This window comes from Stenotrophomonas sp. 01N47, assembly GCF_056399165.1.
On the sequence record NZ_JBFTQU010000009.1, the window covers coordinates 23023 to 35919 of the forward strand.

A 12897-nucleotide genomic window follows, 5' to 3' on the forward strand; every position below is an offset into this window, starting at 1 on the left:
GGTTCCAGGCTGCAGCCCGTCGTCCCCCTCGTGGTGCCGTTCATCGCCACTGGATGCTTGTCCATCCATTCTGCGGAGGGGTCTAATGCTGGAACGTCACGGGCTGTCATTGGCGCTGGGCTGCGCCATTCTCGCGATCCTGTACGGAATCGTCTCGGCGCGCTGGATCCTGCGCCAACCCACCGGCAATGAACGCATGGTCGCCATCGCCACGGCCATCCAGGAAGGTGCGCGCGCCTACCTCAACCGCCAGTACCTGACCATCGGCATCGCCGGCGTCGTGCTGTTCGTGCTGGTCGGCGTCTTCCTGAGCTGGTACACCGCGATCGGCTTCGCGGTCGGTGCGGTGCTGTCCGGTGCCGCGGGCTACATCGGCATGAACGTGTCGGTGCGCGCCAACGTACGCACCGCAGAGGCAGCGCGCCACGGCATCAGCGCGGCAATGGACGTGGCCTTCCGCGGCGGCGCGATCACCGGCATGCTGGTGGTCGGCCTGGGCCTGCTCGGCGTGGCCGGCTACTACGCGCTGCTGCTGCGGCTGGGCCTACCGATGGAACAGGCACTGCATGCGCTGGTCGGCCTGGCCTTTGGTTCATCGCTAATCTCGATCTTCGCGCGCTTGGGCGGCGGCATCTTCACCAAGGGTGCCGATGTCGGCGCCGATCTGGTCGGCAAGGTCGAAGCAGGCATTCCCGAGGACGACCCGCGCAACCCGGCGGTGATCGCCGACAACGTCGGCGACAACGTGGGCGACTGCGCGGGCATGGCCGCCGATCTGTTTGAAACCTATGCCGTCACCGTGATCGCCACCATGTTGCTGGGCAGCCTGATGCTGGCCGAAGCTGGTGCCAATGCGGTGCTGTATCCGCTGGTGCTGGGTGGTGTTTCGATCATCGCTTCGATCATCGGCGCGCTGTTTGTGAAGGTGAAGCCCGGTGGTTCGATCATGGGAGCGCTGTACAAGGGGGTGATCGTCTCCGGTGTGTTGGCAGCGATCGCGTTCTACCCCATCACCACCGGACTGATGAGTGACAACGTGCACGGGCCGATGGCGCTGTATGGCTGTGCGCTGATCGGCTTGGTATTGACCGGCCTGATCGTGTGGATCACCGAGTACTACACCGGCACCCAGTACAAGCCGGTGCAGCATGTTGCGCAGGCCTCGACCACCGGCCACGGCACCAACATCATTGCCGGCCTCGGCATCTCGATGAAGTCCACCGCGCTACCTGTGATCGCCGTCTGCGCGGCGATCTGGGGCGCGCACGCACTGGCCGGGTTGTACGGCATCGCCATCGCCGCCACTGCAATGCTGTCGATGGCGGGCATGATTGTCGCACTCGATGCCTACGGGCCGATCACCGACAACGCCGGTGGCATCGCCGAGATGGCCGAGCTGCCCTCGGAGATCCGCGACATCACCGATCCGCTCGATGCAGTGGGCAACACCACCAAGGCGGTAACCAAGGGCTATGCCATCGGCTCGGCGGCACTGGCCGCACTGGTGTTGTTCGCAGACTACACGCACAACCTGCAGGCGGCCAATCCCGGCCAGGAGTTCCGCTTCGACCTCAGCGACCACACTGTGATCATCGGCCTGCTGATCGGTGGCCTGATTCCCTACCTGTTCGGTGCGATGGCGATGGAAGCCGTCGGTCGCGCGGCCGGCGCGGTCGTGGAGGAAGTGCGGCGGCAGTTCCGCGAGATTCCCGGCATCATGCAGGGCACCGCCAAGCCGCAGTACGACAAGGCGGTGGACATGCTGACCCGCTCGGCAATCCGCGAAATGATCGTACCGTCGCTGCTGCCGGTGGCGGTGCCGGTGGTGGTCGGCCTGCTGCTGGGGCCACGCGCGCTGGGCGGGCTGCTGATCGGTACGATCGTCACCGGGCTGTTCGTGGCCATTTCGATGACCACCGGCGGCGGCGCCTGGGACAACGCCAAGAAGTACATCGAGGATGGTCACTTCGGTGGCAAGGGCAGCGAGGCGCACAAGGCAGCGGTGACCGGTGACACCGTGGGTGATCCGTACAAGGACACCGCCGGCCCGGCGATCAACCCGCTGATCAAGATCATCAACATCGTGGCGCTGCTGCTGGTGCCGTTGCTGTAGATCCACGCCATGCGTGGATGTCGGCTCCGATGGGGTCAGAGCCCTTTCCTGCGGAAAGGGATCCGACCCCGCTGCAGACCCTGCCGACGGTCAGCGCCCACGCAGGAAGAACGACACCGGCACCATCACGTCCACCGGGTCGCCGGCCACTTCGGCCGGCGGCGCCGGTACCGGGCTGGCGCGCTGCACGGTGTCCAGCGCCTCCTGGTCGAGCAGTGCGAAGCCGCTGCTGCGGCCCAGCCTCACGCCGGAGATTGCTCCATCACGGGCCACCGCGAAGCGCACGTAGATCACTCCCTGCTGGCGCAGTCGTTCGGCCTGGCGTGGATAGCGCCGATGCTTCTGCAGGTGCCCGAGCAGGCGTCCTTCCCAGGTCGCCTCGGCACGGCTGCGCTCACCGGACGTGGTCTGAGGTGCCGTGTAGCGCGTGGCCGCATCGGCGGCCACCTGTGGTGGTGCGCTGGTCTGTGCGACGTTGGCTTCGGCGGCGTCCGGCGAGGGCACCAGTTCCGGTGTACGCGGCGGTGGCAGGTCCCCCTGCGGCTGCAACGGCGCCTTTGGTTGCTCGCGCGGGGCGGGTTTCGGCGCCTGCCGCTGCTGTTGCTGCTGCAGCGGCCCCGTGGCGACCTCGCGTGGCGGCACCGATGGTGCCCGTGCCATCGGTGCCAGTTCCAGCATCAGCGCTGCGGGCGGCGCAGCGGCCGCCAGAGCCGGGGTACGTGCCGCCCACCAGCAGGCCGTGCCGATCAGCAGCGCATGCACCAGCAGCACGATCGCCAGGCTGGTCGCCCAGCGCCGCAGTCCTTTCATCGCGCGCCCTGCTCCAGGCCGACCAGCGCTACCTTCAGGTACCCTGCCGCACGCAGTGCATCCAGTGTCGCCATCAATTCGCCGTAAGGCACCTGGGTATCGGCACGCAGGAAGATGCGCTGCGCGGTGTCATCGTGGGTAGCTGCCTGCAACGCAGCCGCCAGTCCATCACGCGCCACCGCCTGCTCGCCGACGCGCAGAGACAGATCGGCCTGCACGGTCACATACACCGGCGCCTGTTCCGACGGCGTGGCACTGGCGCTGCTGGCCGGCAGCTGTACCGGCACCGACACGGTAGCCAGCGGTGCGGCCACCATGAAGATGATCAACAGCACCAGCATCACGTCGATGAAGGGCGTGACGTTGATCTCGTGGGCTTCTTCCGGCGTGTCGTCGCGGTCGGACGCGGTCCTGATCGCCATCGTCGCCCCTCAGTGCACCGCGCGCAGCGGCGCGGCTGCTGCACGTGGAGCGGCGCGGTCGAGATCACGCGAGACCAGTTGCTGCACCGCCGCCGACAGATCGCCGAGCAGGCCGCGCAGGCCGGCCAGTACGCGGCTGAAGTGGTTGTAGACCAGCACTGCGGGAATCGCCGCGACCAGGCCGAGCGCGGTCGCCAGCAGGGCCTCGGCGATGCCCGGCGCAACCACCGCCAGGTTGGTGGTGTTGCTGTGTGCGATGCCGATGAAGCTGTTCATGATGCCCCACACGGTGCCGAACAGGCCGACGAACGGGGCCACCGCGCCGATGCTGGCCAGGACACCAATGCCACGCCGCTGCACGCGCGCGGTTTCCAGTTCGATCCGGTCCAGGCGTGAGGCAACACGCTCCTTGATGCCCTCGCGACCATCCAGATCCTGCGACAGGTGCAGTTCGATCCGCGCGGCATCCAGCATCACCCGCGCGGTACCCTGCTGCACGCAGGCATCGGCGTGTTCGTTGGGCAGGCTCGCCGCCTGCAGCAACAGCGCGCGCGCCGCTCGCAGCTGCCGCGCTTGCCGGCCCAGTTCCCAGCCCTTGGCCAGCAGCACGGTCCAGGTGGCCAGCGACGCCAAGGTGAGCGCGATCATCACTGCTTTCACCACCACATCGGCAGCCAGGTACATGCCCCACGGGGTCAGTGCGGGGGCGGCCACAGGAGCCAGGTCAGCAGGCAGCATCATCTCGGGTTCCATCAGAATCAGGGGACACGGCACGGCGGCGAGCCGTGCGCGGATCATGGGTGTCGTCCACTTCCACCAGCGGCGTGGGCTCCATACGTGGTGCTGGTCGACTGAGCACATAGCCGGCGCTGACCGCGAAGAACAGGCCCACGCCCAGCAGCAGACGCCATGAGGGATGGGCGCCCCACCAGAACATCGCGAACCCCACCGCCATGCCGGCGCTGGCGAACGCCTTGCCCTTGCGCGACACCGCGCCCTGCTCACGCCACAACCGCAACGAGGGGCCATAGCGCGGATGCGCCAGCAGGCGCTGCTCGAACTTCGGCGAGCTGCGCGCAAAGCAGCCCACCGCCAGGATCAGGAAGATGGTGGTCGGCATCACTGGCAACAGCGCGCCGATCACGCCGAGGCCGACCATCACCCAGCCCAGCGCAAACCAGAGCCAGCGCATCAACCCTGCGCCTGCACGCGGTCGGCGTTCATCAGGCGAATTCCACTTCGACGTGGCCGTGCACGCTGCGGAACGCGGCATCGGCCGCATCGATCACCTGCTGCTCCTGCTCGGCACTCAGCGGTACCGCGTCCAGCGCAGCAGTGAACTCACGCCAGTGGCGCGCGGCACCGTCTGGATGCGCCGCCAGGTGACGGGCGCCGAAGTCGCGGTCCAGGCCGAGCTTGGCAGCCATTTTGTACAGCACGGTGCCGCCCAGGTTGGAGCCTTCGGCCACGTACAGCCAGCCCAGCGCTGCCGGCAGCGCCAGATGCAACGGCAGTGCGGGGATGTCGGCATCCGGCAGGGTCTGTTCCAGATCCTGCAGGTCACGCGCGACCTGTGTCAGGCGGCGGCGTTCATCGAGATCAGGCAGCAGTGCGTCCAGCGCGGGGTTGGCATACAGCGCATCGATGCTGCGGTGAAAGCGGTACTGCACGCGCAGGAAGCGGGCAAAGTTGCTGCGGTCGGCGAAGATGTCGCCGGCCATGATGCGCTTGTCCAGCGCGCCGTGGCTCTCGCGGGTGGCGGCCTTGAGCCGCAGGCTGCGGCTGTCTTCGGGAGCGATGTGTGCGTTCATGGGGGAATGCCAGGAGGGTCGTCCTGCTGTAGACGTTCACCGCGGGGCTTTCCCCAAGCTCGTGTGCACCGATAATGGGCCATCCCCTTCTTCCACCCGGAACCGACGATGATCACCACCGAACCGCGCATGACCAACCTGTTCCTGCAGCTGGGCCTGGATGCCAGCGCCGAGGGGATCGCCCGCTTCATCCGCGAGCACCAGCTGGCCACCGATGTGGAAGTGGCCGAGGCACCCTACTGGAACGATGCCCAGCGCCAGTTCCTGTCCGAATCGCTGCAGGCCGACGCGGCGTGGAGCACCGTGGTGGACGAACTGAACGAGGCGCTGCACGAAGAGGCGGTGAAGGCAGCGACCGGGCTGTAAGCAGACGCCGGCCATGGACCGGCGCTACCGCTTCATTACCCGATGGGGTCAGAGCCCTTTCCGCAGGAAAGGGATCCGACCCCGTCGATCACAGGAAAGGGCTCTGACCCCGTGGATCAGTACCTCCAGGTCAACGCCAATCGCGCGGTCCGGCCCGGTGCCGGCATCACGCCCAGGGCAAGTGGATCGAGGTAGTAGCGGTCGGTCAGGTTGTCCACGCCCGCCTCCACCGACAACTGGGCGTTGAAGCTCCAACTCGCGAACAGATCCACCAGCGTGGTCGGTCGGTACAACTGCTGGATCGCCGACAGGCCTACGTTCCAGTCCTTGTCCAGCTTGCTGATCGGACCAGCGTTGTGAACCACGCGGGTACCGAAGGTCAGCCGCTCGTCGAACAGGCGCGACCCCAGGGTCAGGTTGACCATGTAGCGCGGCGGGTTCTGCGTGTTGGTGTAAGAACCCTCGAAGCCACCATCCACGCAGTTGGGCGTGTTGACCAGCTCGTCATTCTTCCGCTGTCCGCCGTAGGCGCGACGCTCTGCGGCGATGTCCGGCGCGCAGGTCTTGGCCTTGAAGTAGTAGTGCGCGGACAGGTCGGCAAACACCTTGCCGCTGTCATAGCTGGACTGGAACTCCATGCCCGAGACCTTGAACTGGTCGACGTTGCGGATCAGGCCGGCCGACAACGTGCGGTAGTCACGGGTGATCAGGTCGTCGATGCGGGTATCGAAATAGGCCAGCTTCAGCGCCAGGCGGTCACCGTTGGTGAACAGGTCGTAGCGGATGGTACTGGCACCGATCTCCCAGCTGCGCGCACGTTCCGGCTTCAGTTCGCCCACCGGCTTGGCGGCGGTGAACAGGCCCAGCGTGGTCTCGAACAGGCTCGGCAGCTTGGTGCCTTCGGCGTACTTCACGTAGACCATGGTGTCTTCGCTGAAGCGATAGGCCACGCTGGCGGTCGGCGAGAACGCGGTGTCGCGACGGCGGATCGGCTGCGACCAGGTCCAGCTGACCGGCACTTCCAGATCCTGCGCCTTGCCGGCGTCGTAGAAGTTCCAACCACCGATGTCGCCGACCGTGCCCTTCTTGTACGGAGAGGCCAGCAGCGATTCCTGGGTGAAATTGCCGTTCGCATCCGGATACCAGTTCAGCAGCGCGATGCGCTTTGCGCGCCACGACGGCAGCTTGGGGTTGCCGTTGAGCAGCTCGGTGTAGCGGTACTGGCCCTGCACCTCGTAGGCGTCAGGCGTGGCCAGGCGGTTGCGGTCGTGCACATCCACCCGGTTCCAGCGGCCACCGGCCAACAGCTCCCAGTGTTCGTCGGGCTGCCACTTCAACGACGCCACGGCACTGTATTCCTTGCGCTCGGCATTGCGCAGGAAGCGGTTGTTGACCAGGTCGTCGTGCATGATCGGGCCGGAGCTGCCCGGGGCGATGTCTTCGTCACTGTAGGACAGGCCGTAGTCGAGGGTGAACGCACCGGCGCGGGTGTCGAACGTCGAGGTATTGCTGGCGTCCAGGTTGAAGCGCTTCTGCCGCAGCGGGTTGCGGTAGGCATCCTTGTAGCCGGGGTCGCCGCTGAAGCTGGGTGCGTCGTACCACTCGGTGCGGCGGTCGAAGTACCACGGCGTGATGCCGGTCAGGCTGTTGTACATCACGCTGTCAGTGTCGGTGTACGAAGCGTTGACGCGCAGGTCGACCAGGTCGCTGTCCGGGTTGAAGCGGTAGCGCAGGCTGTAGCTGTCCATGTCGACGTGGCCTGGATCCCATTGCGGGATGCGGTCACGTTCGACGCGGATGATCTGCGAGGCCATGATCTCGCCGGCGGTGCCTTCGTAGCGGCGATAGCCGGCTTCCAGCGTCTGCGCGTCATCAATGCGCCAAGTGCCCTTGAGCAGCGCTGACTTCGAGCGCGAAGAAGTATTGAACACCTCGGTACGTGGCGGATTCAGTGGCGCCAGCGTCCGCCGGGTCTGCGGGAAGTCGTCGTAGCCATGCTTGCCGGAGAAGTAGTTGCCGTTGTCGCGATACGCATAGGCCGCGACCAGATCGAAGCGGTCCCAGTGACCTCCCGCAGCCACGTTGAAGAACTGGCTGCCGGTGGCGCTGCGATCGGTACGCGGCGCGGCACTGTAGGCCGGCAGGTTGTTGGCACTGGCGTTGGCCAGGCCGCCCCGTACGCGCACGCCGAAGTCGCGGCCCTCGCGCAGAACGTCGCCGATCTTCAGCGTCTCCATTTCGACCACGCCACCGATGCCACCGGAGGCATTGGCCTGCAGGCTCGGGCCCTTGGTGATGGTCAGGTTGGAGATCAGATCCGGGTCGAGATAGGTGCGCTGCGACTGGCCGGCATAGCCCCGATAGGTGTCCATGCTGGACTGGCCACCGTCGATGATCACCGGTACGCGGCCCTGGCCCTGGATGCCGCGGATGTTGACGTCGAAGCCGTTGCCCACGCGTGGGTCTCCCGCAGTGACGCCGGCCACACCTTTGACGATATCGCCGTTGGAGGTACCGCGGAAGCGCTCCAGGTGCGCGCGGTTGAGCGTGGTGGTGGAGCCGACACTGCGATAGCTGTCGAGCAGGCGCGCTTCGTCGCTGGTGGCGCCACTGTCAACACGGTCGCCGGCCACACTGAGCGTGTCGGTGACGATCACACCGCTGCCGGCCTGCACCGGCGTTGCCGCTTCCAGGGTGACCGCATCGGCGCTGACCCTGCGCATTGCCAGGCCCGTGCCCTGCAGCAGGTGCTGCAGCGCCTCGCTGGCCGACAGGCTGCCACTGACCGCGCGCGAGGTTGCACCCTGCGCCAGCGATGCGGGGTACACCACCTGCACGCCGGACTGGCGCATGTAGCTGCGCAACGCTTCGTCCAGTGGCTGCGCCGGAATGTCGAAGCGCTGAACGGCAGCGTGGTCGCCGCTGACGCTCTGCGCCAGTACGGAGGGTGCGGCACTGGCCAGGCCGGCAGCCAGCAATGCGATGCACAGGCGGGACGGGCGCAGCATGCGGCCCGGGCGGTGGGAGTCGAACATGGGGGAACCTGTCAGGTAATCGGTGCCGCGAACGCGGCGTCATCCGCAACACAGGCGGACACGGCGACGTACGTGGCGGCGGCGAGTACGTTCGCGGGGTAAGACGGATGGGCGCGCGACAACCCCAAGAGGAATTTGCGATCGCGGTGGGTGCCGACCGTCGATCGGCATGCCGGGATGGTTCGCACTGATCATCCACGCATGGCGTGGATCTACTGCACGATGGCGACGCCGAGCGGAAGACGGGTAACCTGCAACCCTGCTGTTGCGGCCAGCGCGTCCAGCGCCTGTTCCGGGCGATCGATGCGCAGCGCCGCGCTCACCGCCGGCAGCCGCGACAGATCGCCACGCACGAAGGTCGGACCGGCGCGATAGCGCCCCACCCAGTGCACGGCATCGGCGACGCTGGCCTGGTCCAGCAGCAGTTCGCCCTGCCGCCATGCACCCACGCTGTCGGCCGGCACGTCCTCCAGACGCATCACACCGCTGTGCTCGCCATAGGCCGCACGCTGGCCCACCTGCAGGTACGTCCAGCCGCCGTCAGCCGGGCTGGCCACGCGTACCCTGCCCTGCCCGACCTGCGTTTCCACCCGGTCATCGCCGCGCGCGACGGTGAACGCGGTCGAGATGTCCTCGATCACGCCATTGCCCGCGTGCACGCTGAAGCGTCGCTGCGCATCCGGACTGACCTCGAACCAGGCACGCCCGCGCAGCAGCTCGATCTGGCGTGCCTCCGCATCGAAGCGCACGGCGATTGCACTGTCCGCATCCAGCACGGCACGGCTGCCATCAGGCAGCTGCACGCTCTGCACGACATGTGTGCTGCGGTGATCGGCCTGCAGGCGCAACCACGCTTCCGGCCAGGCCACCAGCATCACCAGCGCGGCCGTGGCCGCCATTGCCCAGCGCAGGCGATGTGGTCTGCGTCGCTCGACGGTCGCAGCCTGCGGGCGTGGGCCCACGCTGCGCCACAGCGCGCGCTCGTGCTCGAAGGCCCGACGGTGTCCCGGCAGTTGCAGCCAGTGCTCGAACTCGTGCATGCGCGCATCGCAGATATCACCGGATGCCAGCCACGCGATCCAGCCCTGGGCCTGTTCGGCCAGGGCATCGTCATTGGCGGCGGGCAGCATGTTCGGCGGGCTCATCGGCTGGCAGACAGGCGCATTCAAGCGCGGGCGGGGGAACTAGACCGCATCCGCGGTCCAGTAATCAAGACGTTTCAGCGAAGCTCATCCCCAAGTCCGGGCGATCATCGACCAGTGCGCGCCCAGGCCAGGCGTTGCAGCGCGCCACGCACATGGTTCTCGACCGTGGTCACCGATACGCCAAGGCGGCGCGCGATCTCGGCCTGGGTCAGGCCCTGCAGGCGATTGAGATGGAAGATGGTGCGGGTCGGCTCCGGCAGGTGCCCCGCCGCGTCAAGCACGCGCTGCAGTTCGTCCTGTGCCATCGCTTGTTCCTCGGTCGAAATCACCTCGTCCGGCCCCCACAGGTAGTGATCGGCCAGCAGACGGTTGCGCCGGGTCGACTCGCGGCCGTGGTCCGTGGCCAGATTGGTCGCCAGCCGAAACAGGTAGGCACGCGGGTTGTCGATGGCCTGACTGTCGTCGACCCCGCGGGCCTTGAACCACACCGCCTGGATCACATCCTCGGCACCATTGTCGCCGCCGAGGATGCGTTGCACCCGGCGCAGCAGTGCCGGCCGCTCGCGGATCAGCAGTTCGGTGAGAGAGGCGGCATTGGAGGACATGCGCGGAACCGGGACGACAGACGGGAGGCGCCGCGGATGCTACTCCGTTAATGAGAATCAGTCACGTTCTCATCAATGAATGCAGTCGGTCAGGCCATCATAGGTACTCCGCGAGGTACCGGGCAGCGGGTCATGCAGCGGGTTGCGGGCGGCGAGTGCGGTGTGGAAGGCCTCCACCGGAGTACTCGGCTCCAGCGGAAGGCGGCACAACCAGGTCGGCTGCCGGGCCTCCACTGTGCCGTCGTTCCGGGAGACCTCCAGATCGCTGGCGGCAAACGCCCACAGGCATTCGTGGACGGTGCCGCGTACCGCATCCACCGAACAGCGAAGGCGCAGGGCACGGATATCGCTGTACTCGCCCTCGCAGAAGGTGTCGCCGCAGATCGCGTCGAAGCCATGCTGCAGACGGCCCTCCAGGGCAAAGAAGCGGTCCCAGTTGGCTTCCTTATGCGGGTAGTCGATCAGATCGACGTAGGGGAAGGCCTGGGCCGAAGGCGCGGCCAGCAACGCACAGAACAGGCCAAATGGCAGGGCGAACACGTTCATGCGGGAACTCCTCGGGAAGGTGCGTCCAGCCTGCCGGGCTGGCCGCGCTGCCCCCATCGGTGAACCCCGGCCGACGGCGTGGGCCCCTGCCGCGCCGTGCCGTCAGCCCCCCACCCTGCACAGCGACCGGCAAAGGCATAAAATGGAGAGCTATCCGTCTACATCCCCCACCTGGAGCACACCATGGGTCTGGAACTCGTCTCGCCCGGCAAGAACCCGCCGGAAGAAATCAACGTCATCATCGAGATCCCGAAGGATTCCGAGCCGGTGAAGTACGAAGTGGACAAGGAAACCGGCGCGATCTTCGTCGACCGCATCCTTTCCACCCCGATGCGCTACCCCTGCAACTACGGCTACGTGCCGAGCACCCTGTGCGGCGACGGCGATCCGGCCGACGTGCTGGTGGTGCTGCCGCTGCCGCTGGTCCCGGGTTCGGTGGTGCGTTGCCGTCCGGTCGGCGTGCTGAAGATGAGCGATGAGGCAGGCAGCGACGAGAAGATCCTGGCCGTGCCGGTCACCAAGGTGTTCGGCGGCTACGCGCACGTGGAAGACATCGAGCAGGTGTCCAGCCACTGGCTGGAGCGCATCGGTCACTTCTTCGAGCACTACAAGGACCTGGAGAAGGGCAAGTGGGTCAAGCTGGACGGTTGGGGCGGCGCGGCCGAGGCCAAGCAGATCCTGATCGAGGCGCACCAGCGCCATCTCGACAGCAAGGCCTGAGACTGAACAGCATTGCTCCGGCGCACGGCGTCGGAGCGATGCGGGTCACGTTTCATGACGGCGGCACATCACCTTTGCCGCCGTATTAGGTAAATTGCGTCACTTCACACGTCTTCGACATCGACCGTCGAGACAGCCAGGGGAATGTGTCGTGCGTATTCTGCTTGTTGGGGATACAGCCAGCCTGCCGGCTGAGCTGACCGAATTCATTGCCGATCTTGGGGAAGACTGGCAGCCGTTGACCGCCACCGATGGCCATGCCGCGATGACCGCGGTCGCCACCCAGGGCGTGGACGCGGTGATCGTCTGCCCGCAGTTGCCCGATCTCAACGCGACCACGTTGCTGGGACAGATCCGCACCTTGCGCCCGGAGACCATCCGCATCGCACTGGTCGATGCACAGCATGGCAACCGGCCGCCGCCGGCACGCCTGATCGGGGTCGCCCATCGCTTCCTGCCATTGCCGTTGGCACCGGAAGTGCTGCTGGAAGCATTGACCAGCCTGGAAGAGCTGCGCGAAGTGCTGGACAGCCCACGCCTGCGCGACGCCATCGGCCGCATCGAGAAGCTGCCCTCGCCGCCGCACCTGTACCTGAGCCTGACCCAGGCACTGGAACATGACGACGACGCCGACAGCGCCGATGTTGCCAAGCTGGTCGCCGCCGATCCGGCGATCGCGGCCAAGGTGCTGCAGCTTTCCAATTCGGCCTTCTTCAGCCAAGGCCGCACCATCGCCGACCTGCGCACCGCCGTGACCCGGCTGGGCCTGGCCACGCTGCGCGACCTGGTGCTGGCCAGCGAGGTGTTCTCCGCACCGACCTTGTCGGGCGCCGAACGCAATTCGCTGCAGCAGCGCGCCTTGATGGCCTCGCGATTGGCCGCACGCCTGCTGCCTGACTCCAGCGCCGAACTCGGTGCCACCGCCGCACTGCTGGCCGACATCGGCCTGCTGCTGCCGGGCGTGCGCAACGAGCGCAGCGAACCCGAGCTGGCGGACGACGATCGCCCTGGCCATGCCGAAGCGGGTGCCTACCTGCTTGGCCTGTGGGGGCTGCCGATGCCGATCATCGAGGCAGTGGCGTTCCATCTGCAGCCGCAGCGCGCCAACACCCGCAGCTTCTGGGTGACCGGTGCGGTGCACGTGGCACTGGCGCTGGTCAACGGCGATCCGGTGGATGAGGACTATCTGCAGCGCGCGGGTGTGCTGAACAAGTTGCCGCAGTGGCGCGAGCACGCCAACAGCCTGATGGGGCTGGTGCCCAGCGATGCCTGAGGCGTAGCGGCGGACGAGCGTAAAGCGAATGGGGGGCAGGCCGGGTGGCCT

General features: G+C 66.8%; 13 protein-coding genes. 4 read left to right on the plus strand and 9 right to left on the minus strand.

The window, feature by feature from the left end:
• Positions 1–85 precede the first annotated feature (85 nt).
• On the plus strand, positions 86–2113 hold the full coding sequence (locus AC1DKR_RS16200; RefSeq protein WP_313249861.1) for a sodium-translocating pyrophosphatase: 2028 nt from the start codon (positions 86–88) through the stop codon (positions 2111–2113).
• A gap of 90 nt (positions 2114–2203) precedes the next feature.
• Here AC1DKR_RS16200 and AC1DKR_RS16205 read toward each other — a convergent pair whose 3' ends face one another.
• Genes AC1DKR_RS16205 through AC1DKR_RS16225 form a run of 5 tightly spaced genes read right to left on the minus strand, consistent with a single transcriptional unit; the run spans position 2204 to position 5156 of the window.
• Positions 2204–2923 carry an energy transducer TonB gene (locus tag AC1DKR_RS16205; protein ID WP_478033639.1) on the minus strand — a complete coding sequence of 240 codons (720 nt, stop codon included), beginning with the start codon at positions 2921–2923 and terminating at the stop codon, positions 2204–2206.
• Positions 2920–3345 carry a TonB system transport protein ExbD gene (gene exbD / locus AC1DKR_RS16210; protein ID WP_312787178.1) on the minus strand — a complete coding sequence of 142 codons (426 nt, stop codon included), beginning with the start codon at positions 3343–3345 and terminating at the stop codon, positions 2920–2922. The genes AC1DKR_RS16205 and exbD overlap by 4 nt, the downstream gene beginning before the upstream one ends.
• Before the next feature lie 9 nt (positions 3346–3354).
• A complete protein-coding gene (exbB, locus tag AC1DKR_RS16215; RefSeq protein WP_394198392.1) occupies positions 3355–4083 on the minus strand; it encodes a tonB-system energizer ExbB in 729 nt (242 codons plus the stop codon).
• Entirely contained in the window at positions 4070–4537 is a 468-nt protein-coding gene (locus AC1DKR_RS16220) for a YbaN family protein (RefSeq protein WP_336031951.1), read from the minus strand. Before AC1DKR_RS16220 ends, exbB begins: the two co-directional genes overlap by 14 nt.
• Positions 4538–4568: 31 nt before the next feature.
• Positions 4569–5156, minus strand: a complete 588-nt coding sequence (locus AC1DKR_RS16225; protein ID WP_312107172.1) for a biliverdin-producing heme oxygenase — start codon at positions 5154–5156, stop codon at positions 4569–4571.
• A 108-nt stretch (positions 5157–5264) separates the two neighbouring features.
• On the opposite strand from AC1DKR_RS16225, the gene AC1DKR_RS16230 reads away from it, so the two are divergent.
• Complete coding sequence (locus AC1DKR_RS16230; RefSeq protein WP_223496451.1) at positions 5265–5522, plus strand: DUF2789 domain-containing protein; 258 nt, start codon at positions 5265–5267, stop codon at positions 5520–5522.
• A gap of 116 nt (positions 5523–5638) precedes the next feature.
• On the opposite strand, the gene AC1DKR_RS16235 is transcribed toward AC1DKR_RS16230, so the two are convergent.
• The 4 genes from AC1DKR_RS16235 to AC1DKR_RS16250 all read right to left on the minus strand — a co-directional run bounded on the left by AC1DKR_RS16235 (position 5639) and on the right by AC1DKR_RS16250 (position 10853).
• Entirely contained in the window at positions 5639–8557 is a 2919-nt protein-coding gene (locus AC1DKR_RS16235) for a TonB-dependent receptor (protein ID WP_478033644.1), read from the minus strand.
• 212 nt (positions 8558–8769) lie between these two features.
• Positions 8770–9702, minus strand: coding sequence for a FecR family protein (locus tag AC1DKR_RS16240; RefSeq protein WP_478033646.1), 933 nt, complete (start codon positions 9700–9702; stop codon positions 8770–8772).
• Positions 9703–9806: 104 nt separating this feature from the next.
• Complete coding sequence (locus tag AC1DKR_RS16245; RefSeq protein WP_428703609.1) at positions 9807–10307, minus strand: RNA polymerase sigma factor; 501 nt, start codon at positions 10305–10307, stop codon at positions 9807–9809.
• 72 nt (positions 10308–10379) lie between these two features.
• Positions 10380–10853: a hypothetical protein gene (locus AC1DKR_RS16250; protein ID WP_312786316.1), complete on the minus strand. Its 474-nt coding sequence runs from the start codon at positions 10851–10853 to the stop codon at positions 10380–10382.
• 183 nt (positions 10854–11036) lie between these two features.
• On the opposite strand from AC1DKR_RS16250, the gene ppa reads away from it, so the two are divergent.
• The gene (ppa, locus tag AC1DKR_RS16255; protein WP_025874161.1) at positions 11037–11573 is read left to right on the plus strand and encodes an inorganic diphosphatase; all 537 of its coding nucleotides are present in this window, start codon (positions 11037–11039) and stop codon (positions 11571–11573) included.
• A gap of 151 nt (positions 11574–11724) precedes the next feature.
• Positions 11725–12846 (plus strand): HDOD domain-containing protein, encoded by a 1122-nt coding sequence (locus AC1DKR_RS16260; protein WP_223496460.1) that lies wholly within the window; start codon positions 11725–11727, stop codon positions 12844–12846.
• Positions 12847–12897 lie beyond the last annotated feature (51 nt).